We start from the raw sequence: 19,857 nt of genomic DNA, 5'->3' as shown, positions 1-19,857 counted from the left end.
GGGGCCCCCCCTTTTGTTTTGTATAAAACATCAAAGATTACGGTAAGAATTTACCTCCTTTGTTAGTGAAACTTCAGTGCAGGAGATGCCGATATAAGTTCGGCATGACAATTCCTGGAAAAGCGATTCTTCAATTCGTACCTTAAAGACTTTTGCTAACCCCTAACCCCTAACCCCTAACCCCTAACCCCTAACCCCTAACCCCTAACTATAAACTATAAACCAAAAACCTCCTACCGTACTTCAATCACCTGGTGTTCTTTAGCAGCTTTTGCCAACACAGGTTTTACCCCGTTCACAATCTCTTCTTTCAGGGCTTCCAGCAGGCGGGTTTTTATAAAATGACGGTAGGTAACCAGGCTTACTTCCCGCACGGGTATCGGAGCCTTGAATTCTTTCAGCTGGTTTTTTCTTTGTTCGTCAAAATGGATGGTGGCCAGCTCGGGAACGATGGTGAGCCCATTGCGCATTTCCACGATCTGGAGCAGGGTTTCGATGGAACCCGCCTCGTATTCGAGGTTGTTGCCGGCTGATTCCTTTTTAAGGCGGCACAGGTTCAACATTTGAGAGCGCATACAATGGCCTTCCTGCAACAGCCAGAGGCGGTTGACATCAATTTCCTCGGGCAGCACGAATTTCTTTTTGAGGTCTTTTTCCTTTTGCGAGGTAAAAACATAAAAACGCTCCAGGAATAGGTGCTCCGTGCGCAGGCCGTCGTAAGGCAATGGTGTTGCCATCAGGCCGACATCAAGCTTATCCTGCGAGAGGTGCTCCACAATCTGGGCGGTATTCATTTCGGTAATGCGTACCTGCACCTGTGGGTATTTGGCCAGAAAAGCTTTTAGAAAATGCGGCAACAGGTAAGGCGCCAGGGTAGGAATAATGCCCAGCCGCAACACGCCACTCACCTGTTGGGAGGCGTCGGTGGTAACCTGGCGCAGCAAGGCTGCTTCTTTAAGTACCACACGTGCCTGGTCGATGATTTTGCGGCCTACTTCTGTAGGTACTACGGGTTGCCGGCTGCGGTCGAAGATCACAACGTCCAGCTCGTCTTCCAACTTGCGGATCATCATGCTTAGGGTAGCCTGCGTCACAAAGCAGGTTTCGGCGGCTCGGGCAAAGTGGCGTTGCTGGTCAACCGCCACAATATATTCCAGTTGCTGAAGGTTCATAATGCGGCGTAAAGATAACCTGATCCGCCAGACCCTGCACTCCGGAATATGGCCGGGCTATAGAGCAGGATAAAATCCAGGTATTTCGCTACTATAGGTTGTTTGTTTGAATGTCTTTCAGGGGCAGGGATACCTCCAGGGTACAGCCCTTTCCGGGAACACTGTGCACGTGCAGGCTGCCGCCTACATATCCGGCCCGGTTGTGAATATTGCGCAGGCCCATCCCGGGTTTGGATACTTTGGGATCAAAACCTTTCCCGTTATCCGTTACTCGGCATTCCAGTTTATCGCCTGCCAGCTCCAGCCTGATGAAAGCCTGTGTTGCATCGGAATGGCGCAAAATATTACTTACCGCTTCCTGTACAATCCGGTAGGCAGCCACTTTTACGGTCTTGTTCAGGGTAGTATCGCACAGGTTATTGGCAATGGTAAGCCTGACTGCAAGTTTGCCTGTTTGATTGATATTTTCCACCAGTTCTGCTATGGCACCAGGCAGCCCTTTGCGCTCCAGAACAATAGGACTTAACCGGTGCGACAGGCTCCTGATTTCCTTGATTGCCTTGTCCAGGTGCTCGCGGCATTTATCCAGGTACTCGTGTTGCACCGCATCGCTGGTAATGTCTACAAAAAGCTTACACATGGCCAGCACCTGGCCTACGTTATCATGAAGTTCCCGTCCAAGGTCGTTGCGTTCGTTTTCCTGCCCTTCGATAGTGGCTGCAATTACCTGTTTTTCCTTTTCCCTGATCTCGGCCTGCAGGCGCCGCTTTTCCGTTACATCCCGCACAATGGAGATCATTCGTACCGCTTCGCCTGCTGCATCCCGCAGGATCACAGCTTTTTCGTTCAGCACTTTAAACTGACCGGGTTCCGTACCCAGTTCATACCAGTACTCACATTCCCACTTGCCTGCGTTGGAAAGCAGGGCCTGGTTGAGCGAATAGATAAACCTTTGTTTATCTGCAGGATGAAGCCTTGTAAAACGCTCCTGCATACTGGCGGCGGGCTTGTTGTGCACCGGAATTTCCGATGTGGGCTCGTTGCGCCAGAGTATATCCTTTTCTATGTCCCAGTCGGCAATGATATCTGCGGATATAGATGCAGCAATTTCAAACCTTTGCTTCAGGTAAGCCAGTTCCTGCTCCTGTTGGTACTCGTGGGTAACATCGTAGGCAAACCCTGCAGCAAAGACTCCAAAATGGGTTGTCAAAGGAAATTTTATCGTGCGAAACCAAACGGGGCCTGTGCCCACACTTGGATTGGCTTCTGTTTTTATCAGCACTTTACCTTCCCTGATCACCCATTCGTTTTCTTCCTGGTACTGGCGTGCCGTGGCAGGATCGAAGACCTCATTAAGGTGTACTTCCGTTTTTTCCTCCGGAAGACCAATAAGTGATTTCAGGTTTTTATTGAGGAAATGCTTTTTACCCTGCAAATCGGTGGCCCAGGTAATAGCACCGCTTTGATCCACAATGGCGCTCAAAACATGGCTGCTTGCCTCGTTGTGTGCCGCAACTTCCGCTGCTTTTTTTTCCTCCGTGATATCCCGGTCCAAAGAAATATAGCCAATCAGATGACCAGCTGCATCCAGCACTTTGCTGATCTTTCCTTTTAGGTAAACAGGCGATTTACCCGGAGCGGTTACAATATATTCACCCTGCCATAAGCCGGTATTGCATGCAGTAGTGTAAGCTTCGGCAAAAATGCCCGCAGGCGAGGTGGCAAGTTGTTGGTCAAAGTTGGTACCGATAACTTTTTCGGCATGTACGCCAAAAAGCATTTCGGCCTGTGCATTCATGCTGGTAATGGAAAAGGTAGTATCCATTGTAGTAACAGCATCGGCAACCAGGTTGCGCAGGGCTTCATCAAAAGCCTTGTTATGGTCGGAGGACCCGGGCAATATTTCGTTGCCTACCCAGCTGAATCCAGCGTTCCCCTCACCTAAAACTTTGCGCGAGCATACCACCCACTTAAACTGGCGGGCATGTCCATTCAACCCTACCTGCAGTTGCAACTCGTGGCTGCACTCGGGATGCAGCGTGCAATACTCTTTTACAGCTTCAAGCAATTGTGGATCAGCGGCGGGAAAAAGCTGGTGCAGCATTTTGCCTGTAATATCACCTCCATGCTCTTCAAATAACCCCAGTTGGCCACTGCCGTATTCTACACTGAGGTTATTGTCGGTAAGCAAGCTGATGGTGTTAGTGTTGGTCTTTGACTGCATGAAGGAGAGATTGTAGGAACATGGATACATGGATCTACCTACAAAGTAGAACTAATAGTACCTACAAGCCAATTGCCTTTCGGTGAATAGCCACAAAGCTTAGCCGAACACAAAGAAAAATGCGTACACCCAAAAGGGCGTACGCATTGTTCCTACAAGGGTGTAATGGCAATTACTTACGGAGGTTTTGGATCATGTCGGCGGTCATTTTTTCCAAATCGTATTGGTGCTGCCAACCCCAGTGGCTGCGGGCCACTGAGTCGTCGATACTTTGGGGCCATGAGTCGGCAATCTGCTGGCGGTAGTCGGGAGCATATTCCAGTTTGAAGCCCGGAACATGTTTACTGATGGCCGCACCAATTTCCTTTGGAGAGAAGGACATAGCAGACAAATTATAGCTGGTGCGGATGCCAATTTTTTCGGCAGGCGCTTTCATCAGTTCAATGGTAGCACGAATGGCATCAGGCATATACATCATGGGCAGGTAAGTATTTTCGCCCAAAAAAGAAGTGTAACTACCCGACTCAAGTGCCTGGTGGAAAATATCGATGGCATAGTCGGTAGTGCCGCCGCCTGGTGCCGATTTATAGGAAATAAGTCCGGGGTAACGGATGGAGCGCACATCAACGCCATACTTGTTGAAATAGTAATTGCACCAAAACTCACCCGCGTATTTGGAAATACCATATACCGTTGAGGGTTCGATAATGGTTTGCTGCGGACAGTTTTGCTTGGGCGATGTGGGGCCAAATACCGCGATGGAAGAAGGCCAGTACACTTTGTGCAGTTTCTCCTCACGGGCAATATCCAGCACATTGAGCAGGCTTTGCATGTTGAGGTGCCATGCAAGCGCAGGGTTCTTTTCACCGGTAGCGGAAAGCATGGCTGCCAGCAGGTATATCTGGGTTACGTTCTGCCTGATCACCTGCACATGGAGCATTTCCTTGTTCATTACATCCAGCGCCACATAGGGTCCCGTTCCGTGCAGCAAAGGGTTTTCTTCGCGCAGGTCGGAGGCAATCACATTGGTATTACCATACATATTGCGCAGGGCCAGGGTTAGCTCCACCCCTATCTGGCCCGAAGCGCCAATCACTAAAATTTTTTCCTTCGTCATAAATAAGCAAACATTGAGGCGGCAAAAGTAAGCGGAAGAGCGTTTGAGTTTGGAGTTTGGGGTTTTGTGTTTGGGGGTTGGGTGTTTCTTGTTTTTGGTTTGTGGTTTTTTGCTGGTACCGGCTGCTAAACAGGTCCGGGATGGATGCTAAATTTTGTATATACCTTTTACGCTTTTTTCAAAAACCAAAAACCAAAAACCAAAAACCAAAAACCAAAAACACACAACTCCTAACTCCTAACTCTTAACCCCAAACTCCAAACGCTCTTCCGCTTACCTTTGCGCCATGACCGAATACCTGAAAAGCCTGTTTGAAGGACAGGATTATGACCCCAATAATTTCTTTTTGATTGCCGGCCCCTGTGTGGTGGAAAGTGAAGCGCTGGTCAGCGAAATAGCCGAAAAAGTAAAGGCCATCTGCCAGCGGCAGGGTATCCCCTATGTTTTCAAGGCTTCTTACAAAAAAGCCAACCGCACCTCTGCCAGTTCTTTTACCGGCCTTGGCGACGAACTGGGTTTGGAGCTGATCAAGAAAACGGGGCAGAAATTTGGTTTACCTACCACTACCGATATTCATTCCGAAGCAGAAGCTGCGCTTGCTGCCCAATATGTAGACATTTTGCAAATTCCCGCCTTCCTGTGCCGCCAAACCGAACTGCTGGTAGCAGCAGCCAATACCGGCAAGATCGTCAACATCAAGAAAGGCCAGTTTGTGAGTGGCCCCTCCATGCAGTTTGCAGTGGACAAGGTGCGCAAGGCAGGAAACGAAAAAGTAATGCTGACCGAAAGGGGTACCACATTTGGCTACCAGGACCTGGTGGTAGATTACCGCAATATTCCCTGGATGGCGGCAACTGGCGCTCCCGTGGTGATGGACTGCACCCATAGCCTGCAGCAACCCAACCAAACTACCGGCGTAACCGGCGGCAACCCCCAACTGATTGGCACCATTGCCAAGGCGGCCATAGCCACTGGCGCCCACGGCCTTTTTATTGAAACACACCCCGACCCTTCCTGCGCCCTCAGTGATGGCGCCAATATGCTCCGCCTGGACCTGCTGGAAGATTTGCTTGCCCAACTGGTCAGGTTGCGTAAAGCAGTGCTTTAAATTTCATACACAGATACCTAAATGAAAAGGCGCCATCCGGGATGGCGCCTTTTCATTTATGAACCCTCGTATTAATCAATAGTGCTTCCACTGCTTCATGTACTTTGAAATGGCGTGGAGGTCGGCCCGGGAAATCTCCTCTGGCTTAAAGGAAGGCATGACGCCCAGGCCATGCCGCACCTGGAATCGCTTCAGGAACTGCGGTGCCGGGTTGGCGTTTATTGCCGGACCAAGGCCAGCTTCGCCGCCGGGGTGACATTTCTGGCAATGAATCATGTACAGTTGTTCTCCTCTGGCCACCGTACTGTTTTTCGGCTGGAAATAGGTTCCTTTTACCGGTTCACTTTTCCGCACTGCGCAGGAAGCCAGCACTACCAGGAACAATACAATTGCAGAGGCAGCTTTGCTGTTCATACTCATTTCTTATAAATTTTCCAGATAGCGCCACTTGCTTTTTGGGGATGCGAGCCGGTGGCATCGGTGTGCATCTTACCGAAATCTACTATGTAGAGGCTGGTGCCCGTGGGATCAAATTTCACAGCCACCGGGCGTTCCAGGCCGCCATTGTTCAGCCAGGATGCAGGGCCATTGCGTTTACCCTTATTGACGGCAAAATCGCGGATAACACCGGTGGCAACCGCTACACGTACAACCTTAAAACCTACCGGCGACCAAACCTTTCCTACCTCAGGCGCCATATCGCCAAATAAGGCGACAAATGCCTGCCCCTCGAAACCAAAAGCTGTACCCCGGGAAAAATCAAAACCGTTGGCCGATGAATGGACCCCGAAAATGGCGGCAGGTTTTGGTGGTTGGTTGGGATACTCCTGAAGAATAGGCCTCAAGTTCTGCCCTCCTTTTTTAGGGTTGAATTCCTCATCGCTGGCAATGGGTTTACCTGCCGAGAAATCGGGCCAGCCATACCAAAGTCCCTGCTGCACTTCCCACAACACATCGCCAGCGCCCCAAACCGGGCGGCTGCCCCGTTCATCAAAAGCATTTTCGGTAGTATATAGTTTCCCGTTGGGCGCAAAAGCCAACCCGAATGGATTGCGCAGGCCCCAAGCCACCAATTGTGGGGCGCCGCCTTTCAGCGGCATCCGGAGGATGGCGCCGCTACAGGGTACCTGCCCCCGCACTACCTGTCCTTTGTTGGTGCCGGTACCATAGGGCATAAAAGCGCCGGTGATGGCTACATCGGCTGGCGCTTCGGTAAGCACGTTCGTTGTATTGAAGTTTTGGCCCGAAAGAATAATGTCCCTGCAGGCGATATCATGGAAAGTTGGCTTGCGCTTCAGCCAGCCATAATTAGCGTTGTCGGCGCCTACCACCCCGCTGTTCGTAGCTGTACCAATGGAAAAATAAAGCTGCCCATCCCGAACCACCGGTCCATTGGTGTGGTGATCGCCAAATGAAGGCAAATTGCTGATCAGAGGCCTGATGGTTCCGGAAGGGTCAATTTCTACAATGCGACCACCTTCCAGCACGCCGCCTTCAGCCACATAAAACTTACCCTCGTGAAAATCGATACCCGTCCAGGGGCCGTTCTTGTCGCCGGTAGCTATCACTGTAGTTTGCCCGCCAGCTTTCAGCCGCAGCAGGCGGGGCGTGGTAAAATCTTCTCCGTAAGAATATCCAGATTCTATGCAGTAAAGGTTACCTGCGGCGTCGAAGCTCACCGCTGTAGGATAGTTAAGGCCTGAAGCCACCAATTGGGCGCCATATCCCGGCGGCAATAATATATCGCCAGCGGCATAACGGCGTTCCCCCAATTGGGTGCGCTGCCCGCCTCCCGCCGATTTTTTGATGCGGTAACAACCTGTGTGCAGTACCATGGTGGCCAGCACAACCATTGCAAATAACAACCGGTGCAACATGCCCTTTATTTACAGATAAAGGGATAAAAACCAGGCCAGCGTACCAACAGAGAAAGATCAACGGAAGTAATAACAGGGAAGTTGCAGTACCAAATAATGTACATCCCTGCATCCTCCAGGTTAAAGCAGGGATGTATATGAAAAAGGGGGATATGCCCCGCCGGTAAGCTTATTTAAAGATGACGCTGCCCAGCTTTTTAGACAGTTCCATTTCCAGGTTTTTCAGGTAGTTGTGGGTTTGAATCAGTTCCTTCATCTTATCGGAATAAGGAAGGTTCTGCAGGTCGTGCTGGTTTTCAAGCAGCAGCCTTTTTACTTTTTTGAGGTTGATATAGGTTACTACTTTATCTACATCGTACTGGTATTTATCCTCCGCAATCTTAAGGTAGTCGTTGATGGTTTTTTTGCCCCGGTTATGAATGGTGGCCATGAACTCTTCGTAAGGTGTATTGAAAAAGTTCTTTTGATAACCCGAGCTTTGGCTCATCTCCGACTTCCACTTGGGACTTTCATCATCCTTTTTTTGCAGTACCGAAACGGCAAGCGTGCTTAGGGAATGGTCTTCGTTGTAGATAAAAAAATTGCGTTCCAATAGTGAGCCGGTGCCTTCCCAGGCAATGCGGTATTCATCAATCAGGCGCTTTACCTGTTTGTTTTCAAAAAGGCTCTCATCGGGGAGTTCGGAAAGTACGTATTCTACCACGTTGCGGGTATCGTCGTACTGGCGGTCGCCAAATTCCAGCAGCACACGGGCAAGATCGCGTTCATAAATTTCGTCCTTAAAAATCAGGTTGAAGGTCTCGTCGGTAAAGTTGGTCTCTTCTGCTTTTCGGGCATTTTCGGCATGTACCTGTGCTTCCTCAAAGGGTATTTTTCCTTCCTGCGCCGAGATGCGGTTGCGGATATTTTTATTAACCAGGTTGGTAAAACCGCTTTCATCAATTTGCAACAACTCGGCGCACTTGCGGATATAATCCTGCTGCCGGGTAAAGTCTTCGGCTTTATCAATCTTGGAAATGGTTTCGGCAATGCCATTTACCACTTCCGACTTTTTCTGTGCATCTCCGCCGGCTTCTTTCAACAGCACTTCCAGCTGGAAGAAGATAAAATCCTTTTTGTTGCGCAGGATGAAATTGCGGAATTCCTGCGCCCCCACCTTGCGTACATAGCTGTCCGGATCTTCGCCATCCGGAATAAGCACCAGCTTTACGTTAAGGCTTTCTTCCAGTGCCATGTCCAGGCCACGGAGGGCAGCCTTGATACCTGCGTTGTCGCCATCATAGATAATGGTAAGGTTGCTGGTGTACTTGCGTATCAGCCGCAGTTGGTCAACGGTAAGCGAGGTACCGCCACTGGCCACTACGTTTTCGATGCCGGCCTGGTGCAGCGAAATTACATCGGTATAACCTTCTACCAGCAGGCACTCGTCGGCCTTATCAATGGCCTGCCGGGCAAAATAGGTACCATACAGGATACGGCTCTTGATATACAGTTCATTCTCCGGCGTATTAATGTACTTGGGCGCCTTATCGTTCTTCTTGATCAGGCGTGCACCAAAGCCAATGATCTTTCCACTTACGTTGTGAATAGGAAAGATGATGCGGTCGCGATAATTATCTACCAGTTGTTCGTAGCGGTTAGCAGAAAGCCCGGCCTTCAGCAACAACTCGGCGCTGTACTGGTTGGCTAATGCTTCACTGGTAAGGGCATCCCTGCTTTCGGGTGCATACCCCAGTCCGAATTTGGTTATGATTTCATCATTAAAGCCCCGCTCCTTCAGGTAACTCAAACCGATGGCCTGGCCCGTTTCTGTTTCGGTAAGCTGGCGGGCGTAAAACTTTTGGGCAAATGCATTCAGGATGTGCAGGCTTTCGGCAGTCTGGTACTGCTGCTTTTTTTCCGGCGAGGTCTCGGTTTCCTGTACCTCTATATTATACCGGGCGGCAAGCCACCGTAAAGCCTCCACATAGGAAAGCTTTTCGTGTTCCATTACAAAGGAAATGGAGTTGCCGCTTTTGCCGCAACCAAAACACTTGAAGATTTCCTTTGATGGCGAAACGGTAAAGGAGGGTGATTTTTCGTTGTGAAAGGGACAAAGCCCGAGATAGTTGGCGCCTCTTTTCTTCAGCTTCACAAAAGAGCCGACGATGTCGAGCACATCGATGCGGTTCTGTATCTGTTGTATCGTTTCCTGGGTGATCACAGGGCAAAAATAGGCAAACAGTAAGGTAGGAGAAATTAAACCATTTTAAAGTAAGCATTACTGTATCAAAGGCATTTCAAGGATGCCCGGTAAATGGATGATACTTTTCCTTACACACGTAACCAAATGAAAAAACATTTTAAACCCGGACTTTGAAACCCTGCTGTTTGTTTATGGTTTTGAAATCCAAATCATATATAATAAGCAGGCAAAAAAGTATTACACTCTTAATAGAGAAATTCACTTACTACTTACAAGCAATAGAAATATGTAAACCATTATTCTTAAGAAAGCTTAGTACGACAACGATCAATTATTATAAATTGATTATTAGTACTATAAATTCTTAAGTGCATCGAAGGAATATGTAATATAACGGCAAAGGTGCGTAAAAACCACACCTGCAACAGCGTAATACCTACACAACACACTGCATTAATTATCAGCCCAATAGCGCACTTATCCACGGCAATAGGGGCAATAAGGAACTTATATATCCTTTTCTACTTTACATCCTTCAGGAATCCCCTCACGATTGCTTAAGATTTTCACCTAGCAAGTCAAAAATCAACCTTCAAGTCAAACTTTCTATAATAAGTGTTGAGTTACTTTACGCTGTTAACGAACCTGTTTCGTTGCACCCAATCCTATCCCATGAAAACAATTTTACTAGCTGCCATCCTTGCATTTTGTGCAAGCATGGCCAACGCAACCAACTATTACTTTGCGGCAAATGGTGATGATGCCCGCACTGCAACGCAAGCTTCCAGCCCGGCTACTCCCTGGCGCTCACTTACCAAACTCAACGCAATTGTTCCCACGCTGAAACCCGGAGATTCCGTTCTTTTCCGTCGTGGCGACACCTTTTATGGCAGTGTAAAAGTTACCGTCTCCGGCACTGCAACGGCACCCCTGGTGTTTGGCGCTTATGGCTCGGGTGCAAAACCAGTTATTAATGCCTTCAAAAAACTTACGAGTTGGACTTCTAAAGGCAATGGCCTGTATGAAGCAACAGATGCTGCCCTTGGCAGCCGAATCAATGTAGTTTCCATAAATGGTACCAACCAGCCCATAGGCAGGTGGCCCAATGCAGATGAATTGAACAAGGGCTACCTGAGTTTTGAAACCATAGGCACCAAAACAATTACCGATAATGAACTTAGTTCTGCCATCAACTGGACCGGTGCAGAACTCGTTATTCGCAGCAGCCACTGGACAATTGATAAAACTCCCATAACAGCGCATACAGGAACCACCTTAACTTACAATACGGGTGTAACCTATACACCCGAAGAAGGTTTTGGGTACTTCATCCAAAATGATGTGCGTACGCTCGACCAGGTTGGTGAATGGGCATACAATGCAGCAACAAAAAAGATCACGGTTTTTTTAGGTTCCAAAACACCCGCTGCTTTTGACATTCAGGTAGGTAATACCGCTGATGCATTTGCCATTTATGATGATAACTACATCAAAATTCAAAACCTTTCGATTGAAGGAGGCAACGAAAATGGTATAGACATCTACTCATCTGACCATATTTTCATTCAAGACTGTAATATCAGGTTCTGTGGCCAAAATGGTATCTGGGCTTCTATTTCAACAAACTTGGTTATAGAAAACAACAGCATCACCGCTTGTAACAGCAATGGTATTATGATGCCTGGCAGGATTCAATTTGCTACTATCCGGAATAATGATATCAGCAAATCGGGCGTTATTGCTGGCATGGGCCAGAATGGTACCAACAATGAGTGTGGTATCCGGATCCTTGCAGACAATGCCCTGATTGAATACAATACCATCGACAGCAGTGGTTATGCAGGTATTCGTTTTGATGGCGACGACCTTGTAATCAAGAACAACCTGATCACCAACTTTGCTTTCATTAAAGATGATGTGGGTGGTATTTACTCCAGCACCACAACGACCAGTCATTTTGGCCGCAAAATCCAAAACAATATCATTCTGGACGGAATTGGGGCCAAAGAGGGAACTACCTTTAAAACCACACAACAAGCTTCCGGAATTTACCTGGATGATAATGTTACTGGTGTAGACCTGATTGGGAATACAGTAGCTCGCTGTGGCAAGAACGGCATCTATCTCCACAACAACCAAAACATCAACCTTTTTAACAACACCTGTTTTGACAATTCCAACCAGGTATTGATCAACCACGACAATGCGGTTATGCTACCCATCAGAAATGTAAACCTGAAGGGCAATATCTTCTTTTCAAAAGAGAGCAAACAACAAGTTGCACAGTTTAATTCCAAGACTACTGATATCGCAAGTTTTGGCGCAATGGACAGCAATTACTACCTCCGTCCGGTTGATGATAATATCACCATCCAGGCGGTAGCCAACCTGTACACAACTTCATCCATCACTTCCAAATACAACCTGGCTCAGTGGAAAGCTGCTTATGGCTTTGATCGCAACTCTTCCAAATCACCTTATTTCTACCCTATTGCTGCCAATACGGACAGCCTTTATTTCTTTGCTTTCAATGCCAGCAAGTCCGACCTGTCGCAAAGCCTGCCCGGCATGTATGCCGATGCTACCGGAAAAACATTCAATGGCAATATTGTACTGAAGGCCTACACATCCGCCGTACTGATGAAAATAGGCGAAGTAGTTACTTTGCCCACCGTATCACTGATCAGCCCGGTTTCCGGGAATGCATTTGATGCACCTGCAGCCATCCGGATAACTGGTTCCGCTTCAGATCCTGATGGCATCAAAAGAATGGAATTTTACAACGGAACAACTTTGATTGGTGCCGATTCAATTGCGCCTTTTGAATTTACCTGGAACGGTGTTGCAGCAGGCAACTATAGCATCTCGGTAAAAGCAATTGATAACAAAGGTCAATTTGCAAGCAGTGCAACTTCCGATATCCGTGTGGTTGTTTCTAATCCCCTCATCAGCCTGGTTAACCCATTAATGCATGCTGCATATGATGCACCTGCAAACATTACGGTTACCGCCAATGCTACCGACAGCGATGGTGTTGCCAAAGTTGAATTTTACACAGGCACAACCCTGTTGCACACCGACACTGTTGCACCCTACGAGTTTTTATGGAAGAACCTGACGCCCGGCTCTTACGCTGTTTGGGCAAAAGCAACCGATATCAAAGGCTTCACAACCTGTACGGCTGTCAATAGCATCAATGTTATCAACTCTAATCCCACCATCAATCTAACCGGCCCTGCATTGGGTAGTACATTCGATGCGCCTGCTGCGGTAACCATCACAGCCAATGCTATTGATGCAGATGGCATAGCATATGTGGCCTTCTATAATGGCGGCTTTCTGCTGGGCATGGACAGCACAGCACCTTATACCTTCACCCAAACCAAACTGCAACCCGGCAACTATTCTTTTTATGCCCTGGCAGCCGATGTTAAAGGCTATACTACCAACTCCGACACTACACAAGTGAAGATTGTAGATTCGAGCCCCAGCATCAGCCTGCTGAATCCTGCAGTTCCTTTGACCGTAGATGCGCCCGCTGCCATTCAAATCAGCGCCAATGCAACCGACACCGATGGCATAGCTAAAGTGGAATTTTACGACGGTTCCTCCCTCATTGGTACGGACAGTTTAGCTCCTTTTGAAATGAGCTATGCGGACCTTGCACCCGGCACTTATAATATCAGCGCCAAAGCATACGATGTTAAAGGTTATAGTACCTCAACCAATGCTGTAGTGTGCACCGTTGTTGATTCCAGTCCTTCGATTGTACTTACCAGTCCCATTGCCAGCAACACTTATGCAGCACCTGCAAGCATCAGGGTTACAGCAAACGCAAGTGATGCAGATGGTATCAAACTGGTAGAGTTTTACCGCGGTACCACCCTGATGGCAACCGACAGTATTGCGCCTTTTGAATTCAACTGGAGCGGCGTTGCCGGTGGCACGTATACCATCAGTGCAAAAGCAATTGATGTAAAAGGATACACCAGTATCTCAAATGCGGAAACCATTGTGGTAGCCGGAGATAAACCAGTAGTAACCTTGACCAGCCCTGTTGCCAACAGCACCTTTACCGCACCTGGAACCGTGTTGCTCACAGCGTCGGCAAGTGATGCAGATGGTATTGCTAAAGTTGAGTTCTATCGTGGATCAACCCTGATTGTTATTGAGAAAATTGCCCCTTTCAGTTGGAAATGGACCAATGTACCCGCTGGCATTTATGTGATCACGGCAAAGGCTTACGACAACAAGGGTAATGTTTCTACTTCTACTGCTACCACCATTACCGTTAAGGCAACCACCACCAGCATCGGCGAACAATTTAACCGTGCAGCAGTAACAGAAACCCTGGTTGAAACAAAAAGCTTCACGCTTTACCCCAACCCTGCTACATCCAGGCTGACGGTTCAATTTGGCCAACAGATGAACATGCAAAACATGCTGCTCTCTGTAACCGCAACGGATGGCCGCCGGATGATGGAGCAGAAAGTAACCCTTAGCGGTACCAGCCTGCCGGTAGATATTGCACAACTGCCCAGCGGTGCCTATATCCTGACCTTACAAGGTGCAGGTGAGCAATTTACGCTGAAGTTTATAAAACAATAAAAAGCCTTGTATTAAATGGAAAGCCCCGGAAGTTTTGCTTCCGGGGCTTCTTTATACCCTAAAAAAACAAGGATGAATGACAAATTCAGCTATTCACCAACAAAGAAGAATACATTAATTTTAGGATAGCCACTCCAAGCAAACACCGGGGAACACAGGTAAGTCATTCATTTCTTAACCTATAAATTTTCGTCCCATGGTTCAGACAGATCTCTCACAGCTTTTGGCCGAATGTTCTGAATGGCGGCAGATTATGCGCAACTACCGCGAAGAGTTTCAGGACAGCAAAAAGGCCCTTCAGAGCATGTGCCGTAACTCCCTCTCCCGCAACCAGCTCCAGGAAGTAGAACATTTCGACAACCAGTTTCACATCCAGCTCATCAACATCCACGACCTCAAACAGGAAATCAAACTCCACGAAAAAGCCCTGAACGGCGAAGGGGCCGAACACAATGAAGACCTTTTCGCCCGCCACGAGCACCTGCTGGACCAGTTTATAACACTGGAAAATACCCTGCAGGGCTTGCGTAGCGAGTTCCAGGAATTTACCAATACTACGGCCTGCTGATGCTCTTCAGCGGCTTTTTTTGTTTTTACACCTAACAGGTTTTCGAAACCTGTTAGGTGTATTCCTATCACCTCAACCCAAAAACGATTTGCCATGCCTGAATTTGATACCGCACACGTTAAAAACATTGTGCTGCTGGGCCATGCCGGCAGCGGTAAAACCACCCTTTCCGAATGCATGTTGTATGAAGCCGGCCTCATCAGCCGCCGGGGTTCTGTTGAAGAACAAAATACTACCGCCGACTACCATCCCCTGGAACAGGAACGTGGTAACTCGCTTTTCTCCAAACTGCTCCATACCCGCTGGCGGGGCTATAAGATCAATATCCTGGACACGCCCGGTTACAACGACTTTGTGGGCGAAGTGCTGGCAGCCCTCCGGGTAGCCGATACCGGGGTGATGCTCCTCAACGCATCGCAGGGTGTTGAAGTTGGCTCCGACATAATTTGGGAATATACCGAGCAGTTCAAAACCCCGATGATTTTTGCCATCAATAAGCTGGACGAAGACAGCGCGGACTATGACCGTACCCTGCAGGAAGCAAAGGAACATTTTGGCAGCAAGATCTGCGTGGTGCAATACCCCCGGCAGGTAGGTGCCGGTTTTCACGAGATCATCGACGTGCTGCGGATGACGCGCTATAAGTTCAAAGACACAGGTGGCAAACCCGAAAAGCTGCCCATCCCGGAAGAAGAGCAGGAAAAAGCTGCCCGCCTGCACCAGGAGTTGGTGGAGGCCGTTGCCGCCAATGATGAAACCCTGATGGAACACTATTTTGACAAAGGCGAGCTGGAGGAAGATGAACTGAAAGAGGGGATGAAAAAAGCCATGATCAACCACGAGCTTTTCCCGCTGTTCTGCCTGTCGGCACAACGCAACATGGGTAGCGGCAGGCTGATGGGTTTTATCGATAATGTGTGCCCTTCGGCCAACGAAATGCCGCCACAGCAAACTACCAGCGGCGAGCCCCTCCCCTGCACGGCTGACGGTCCTCCCTGCATTTTTGTTTACAAAACCATTTCCGAACAGCATGTGGGCGACCTATCCTTTTTCAAGGTTTTCTCGGGCACCATCAAATCCGGGATGGAATTGGTAAATGAATCCAACAACGTGGTGGAAAAGTTCAACCAGCTGTTTTTAATGGAAGGCAACAAGCGCACACCGGTAAATGAGCTCGTAGCAGGTGATATTGGCGCCACCCTCAAGTTGCGCAATACCCATGTAAATAATACCCTGCATGCCAGGGGGCGCAACATCAACCTGGCGCCCATTGTTTTCCCGGCACCCAATATGACCGTGAGCATTGAACCCGCCAATAAGGGTGACGAAGAAAAGTTGGCGCAGGCCCTCCACCAACTGCGGGAAGAGGATCCCACCCTGTTAGTGGAAGTATCGTCCGAGTTGAAGCAAACCCTGCTTCACTGCCAGGGAGATGCCCATCTTTCGGTTGCAAGGTGGAAAATGGAACACAATCAACGGGTTGCGGTCAAGTTTGGCAAGGCTCGAATTCCCTACCGCGAAACCATCCGTAAAATGGCAGAAGCATCTTACCGACACAAAAAACAATCGGGTGGTGCAGGCCAGTTTGGCGAAGTGCACCTGCGTATAGAACCCTGGTACGAAGGTATGCCCGAGCCGCATGGACTCACCGTGCGGGGTCGCGAAATCTTCGAACTGGACTGGGGCGGTAAGTTGGTTTACTATAACTGTATCGTTGGCGGTGCCATCGACAACCGCTTTATGCCTTCCATTTTAAAGGGGGTTATGGAAAAAATGCATGAGGGACCGCTCACCGGCTCCTATGTCCGGGATGTGCGGGTATGCGTATTTGACGGCAAAATGCACCCTGTTGATTCCAACGATATTTCCTTTAAAATCGCCGGCATCATGGCTTTCAAACAGGCCTTTACCCTGGCAGACCCGCAGTTGCTGGAGCCCATTTGCCGTGTTGCGGTGCTTTGCCCCGACGATCTTACGGGGGCGGTAATGGGCGAACTGCAAACCCGCCGCGGGGTGATGGAAGGCATGGATGCGGAAGGTGCTTTCCAGAAAATAGTGGCCCAGGTACCCCAAGCCGAACTCCACGACTTTTCTTCGGCATTGCGCTCCATTACCCAGGGCCGAGCCAAGTTCAACATGCAGGTCAGTGGATATGCGCCGGTATCCTTTGATTTGCAGCGCAAGCTTACCGATGCTTACAACAGCCACATGACAGAGGCTTTGGCTTAGTTGCTCCAATACTAAAAAAGGCAGCAGTGCATTTCCGACCAGAAAATGCGCTACTGCCTTTTTAATTGCTGCTTGATGCAATTGCCTTTCAGAGACTCAAAAGGGGTTTCTTCCTGCACCATATTGCAGCGCTTGTTTTCGGCTCCGGATTGCTTTGTAGGTAACTTTAGTGCTTTACCCCTAGCAGATGAAAATAGCGTCGCAAATTGTGTTGATACAACACTAAAATCATCGAAAAGCAAGTTTTCGGATTTGAATTATATCTAAATTGACCTTAGAAAAGAACAAAAATCCAAATCCATGCACGCCTACTTCCGTAATCACCAGCTCTACCTTGCCGAAAAATGCGACTGGCTTGATCGTCATGTTGTAAAAACCAGTAAAAGAGCCCTCCTCAAAATTGAAAGCTGGAAATCTATCGCCCAGTCGGGTAATAACGATGAACAGGTACGCCTGGTAGCCAAACTGGTTAAAGATTCCCTGCTCACGCCCATTTCCAACCGTTCCATCCTGCGCAAGGAAGGCTTTTATGCAGCCAACCTAGACAATTGATCGCAACTGCACCTGTTGTTTCCTTTCCTGACTGAAGCGGCGCAAGGCGTCATCCAGTGTAGGCATCAGGATTCCCTTTTCTGATCCCAACACCGAATAGCGCGGACGTGCCGCTTCCATATTCATAGCCGCTGCTGGCTGTGCATTGATAAACATCGGGTTCAGCCGGAACATCCTTGCCGTTTCCATTGCCAGTTCCGCCCAGGTAACCGCCCCCTTATTGGCCAGGTGCCTTATGCCCTGTTCTTGGTCAATCAGCAGGTCAAGCGATACATTCACAAGGTCGGGCACATAGGTTGGCGACACTTTTACATCCTCCGCAACCGTAATCTGGGTTTGCCTCGAAAGGCTGTCGATTACATAGTGCACAAAATTCTCCGTGTCATCTGGTCCAAAAAATGCCGAGGTACGAATGACTAAGGCCTGGGGGTATACTTCCTGAATGGCCTGCTCACAGGCGGCCTTGGTACGCCCGTATACATTCAACGGGTTCACCACATCACTTTCTACATAAGGCTTGTTTTTGTTCCCGTCAAATACTAGGTCGGAAGAAAAGGTCATAAACCCAATTCCCTGCTCGCGGCAAATGGTAGCCAGGTTTACCGCACCGGCACAGTTGGCGTGGTAACAACGCAGGGCGTCGTTTTCTGCCTCATCTACCCGTACATAACCGGCAGCATTTACCACCGCCCAGGGCTTATGGATTTCAAAAGCTTTAAGTACAGACGCCATATCGGTAATGTCGCAGTCCTGCCGGCCCAATAAAATAAAAGGTATGGAACGCAGGTAGCACGCATTAGCAAATGACTTTCCCAAAGTGCCATTGCGGCCAATGATCATCAGCGGCCGGCTGTCTTTACGGGTCAGGTTTTCACCTTGCAAAGACAGTACAGGTGTATGGTTGAAAAAGCGGGTACTGCGTTGCCACCAACCCTTTTCCTGCGCCAGATGATGTTCTTCCTGCTGCGAGGTAATGCTTTTTATATAGGCGGCCAAAGCCGTAGGCCGGGGACTGCCGCCCCGAAGGTCAAACACACCGGGCTCGTACATACCGCGGGGTTTGGTCAGCAGTTTGTTCCAACCAACAGATCCCAGCATCGCCCAGGCGGTTACCCCCTGCAGGTTAACGCCCTCAATGGAAAGCTCACAACAAGCTTCCCACATATATTTAAACCAGCGCAGTTGCTCTTCCCGGTGACAGTGCAGGTGCACTTCCGTAACGGCTATGGGTCGGCCATAACGTTCCCAGGCTTCCTTGAGCAATACTTTAATGCCAGTTTCCTGTTCCAATTCCACACGCACGGCCTCCACATCAGCATAACGGTGTTTTCCATTGCCACCATGTGCATGTGCCGGATAGATATCCAGGTTTTCATCCAGGTAGCGTTCCGAAGTAACATAATGGTTGAACCCAAAGATGTCGGGTACACAGGGGTTTTCAGTAAAAAACTGGAACTCTGTTGCTGCAATGCCCAAGCTCATGAGGTAGGCCCATAAAGGATGTTCCGCATCCACCCGACCGCACAACAGGTCGTAACTCAGCCAACGACGTTGGTTCTCAAAATCGGCCTGGTACTGCAATAAGGGCGTACTGTAAATCTTACCCAGGTCTTCTGTTTGTACCAGTTTGGCATCCGGAATCAGGGTGCGGATGGCCTGCATAGCCAGTACCGTAGCCTTGCATTCGTTCAGGAGCATTTGTATAAAATCCTTGTCGGAGGTTTTGTGCGGGTACCACAATCCGTATAATCCGCTGAAACGGGCGGTTGTCAGGGGTTCGTTGACCGGTGTAAAATACCGGAGGTGCGGAAACCTTTCTGCTACCTTGCGTGCATAATCCGCCAACAGCCCGGGAAATTGGGGGTCGAGCATATTGGTAAATGCAGGGCCGCTGCCATGGTGCACCAATCCCGCAATTACATCAATACCTGCATCCTTCAAATATTGCAAACGGGATGCTGTCCAGCTCCAGTCAATTTGGGTATCTGTTGCAGGCTGGTGTTTTTCCCACAATACCGGGTACCTGATTTTTTTGATACCTAAGCCAGCAATCTGCTCCAGGTCGCTGAAGCGTTTGTAATGGTTCATGAAATGAAGCTGGTCAAAGAACTGGTCGCCAACCCGGTTAATGGTACATTCAATTCCACCCCAAATTTCCGGTCCAGCAATTTTGTGTAATTGTTTTTCTGCCATCTGTCATTTGTTGTATGAAAAAAA

At 48.8% G+C, this 19,857-nt stretch carries 12 protein-coding genes; 5 read left to right on the top strand and 7 right to left on the bottom strand.

Translation table 11 applies throughout. The features are described from left to right. Positions 1–233 precede the first annotated feature (233 nt). From BUE76_RS12180 to BUE76_RS12170, 3 genes are all read right to left on the bottom strand, one after another. Positions 234–1,172 carry a hydrogen peroxide-inducible genes activator gene (locus tag BUE76_RS12180; RefSeq protein WP_073040043.1) on the bottom strand — a complete coding sequence of 313 codons (939 nt, stop codon included), beginning with the start codon at positions 1,170–1,172 and terminating at the stop codon, positions 234–236. A gap of 91 nt (positions 1,173–1,263) precedes the next feature. Beyond that, positions 1,264–3,396 carry a sensor histidine kinase gene (locus BUE76_RS12175; protein ID WP_073040044.1) on the bottom strand — a complete coding sequence of 711 codons (2,133 nt, stop codon included), beginning with the start codon at positions 3,394–3,396 and terminating at the stop codon, positions 1,264–1,266. A gap of 172 nt (positions 3,397–3,568) precedes the next feature. After that, a complete protein-coding gene (locus tag BUE76_RS12170) occupies positions 3,569–4,513 on the bottom strand; it encodes an NAD-dependent epimerase/dehydratase family protein (protein WP_073040046.1) in 945 nt (314 codons plus the stop codon). A gap of 286 nt (positions 4,514–4,799) precedes the next feature. Between BUE76_RS12170 and kdsA the strand changes: the two genes are divergently transcribed. Continuing rightward, complete coding sequence (gene kdsA, locus BUE76_RS12165; RefSeq protein WP_073040048.1) at positions 4,800–5,621, top strand: 3-deoxy-8-phosphooctulonate synthase; 822 nt, start codon at positions 4,800–4,802, stop codon at positions 5,619–5,621. A 75-nt stretch (positions 5,622–5,696) separates the two neighbouring features. On the opposite strand, the gene BUE76_RS12160 is transcribed toward kdsA, so the two are convergent. The 3 genes from BUE76_RS12160 to dnaG form a co-directional block, all read right to left on the bottom strand. After that, entirely contained in the window at positions 5,697–6,035 is a 339-nt protein-coding gene (locus BUE76_RS12160; protein ID WP_158069967.1) for a c-type cytochrome, read from the bottom strand. Between the two features lie 2 nt (positions 6,036–6,037). Next, the gene (locus BUE76_RS12155; RefSeq protein ID WP_083596347.1) at positions 6,038–7,498 is read right to left on the bottom strand and encodes a PQQ-dependent sugar dehydrogenase; all 1,461 of its coding nucleotides are present in this window, start codon (positions 7,496–7,498) and stop codon (positions 6,038–6,040) included. A 169-nt stretch (positions 7,499–7,667) separates the two neighbouring features. After that, a complete protein-coding gene (gene dnaG / locus BUE76_RS12150) occupies positions 7,668–9,701 on the bottom strand; it encodes a DNA primase (protein ID WP_073040052.1) in 2,034 nt (677 codons plus the stop codon). A 654-nt stretch (positions 9,702–10,355) separates the two neighbouring features. Here dnaG and BUE76_RS12145 point away from each other — a divergent pair. The 4 genes from BUE76_RS12145 to BUE76_RS12130 all read left to right on the top strand — a co-directional run bounded on the left by BUE76_RS12145 (position 10,356) and on the right by BUE76_RS12130 (position 17,640). Then, on the top strand, positions 10,356–14,291 hold the full coding sequence (locus BUE76_RS12145) for an Ig-like domain-containing protein (protein WP_073040054.1): 3,936 nt from the start codon (positions 10,356–10,358) through the stop codon (positions 14,289–14,291). A gap of 196 nt (positions 14,292–14,487) precedes the next feature. After that, the gene (locus BUE76_RS12140) at positions 14,488–14,859 is read left to right on the top strand and encodes a hypothetical protein (RefSeq protein ID WP_143157195.1); all 372 of its coding nucleotides are present in this window, start codon (positions 14,488–14,490) and stop codon (positions 14,857–14,859) included. Positions 14,860–14,952: 93 nt separating this feature from the next. Beyond that, complete coding sequence (locus BUE76_RS12135) at positions 14,953–17,088, top strand: elongation factor G (RefSeq protein WP_073040058.1); 2,136 nt, start codon at positions 14,953–14,955, stop codon at positions 17,086–17,088. Between the two features lie 300 nt (positions 17,089–17,388). Beyond that, positions 17,389–17,640: a hypothetical protein gene (locus BUE76_RS12130; protein WP_073040060.1), complete on the top strand. Its 252-nt coding sequence runs from the start codon at positions 17,389–17,391 to the stop codon at positions 17,638–17,640. Here BUE76_RS12130 and BUE76_RS12125 read toward each other — a convergent pair. Then, entirely contained in the window at positions 17,629–19,728 is a 2,100-nt protein-coding gene (locus tag BUE76_RS12125) for a family 1 glycosylhydrolase (RefSeq protein ID WP_245798297.1), read from the bottom strand. The two genes, BUE76_RS12130 and BUE76_RS12125, sit on opposite strands and share 12 nt — an antisense overlap. Positions 19,729–19,857 lie beyond the last annotated feature (129 nt).

Source organism: Cnuella takakiae, from assembly GCF_001953305.1.
In the GTDB taxonomy this organism is placed as follows: Bacteria; Bacteroidota; Bacteroidia; order Chitinophagales; family Chitinophagaceae; genus Flavisolibacter; species Flavisolibacter takakiae.
The sequence above is the reverse complement of the archived record's forward strand: the minus strand, read 5'-3'. Positions and strand labels throughout refer to the sequence as shown.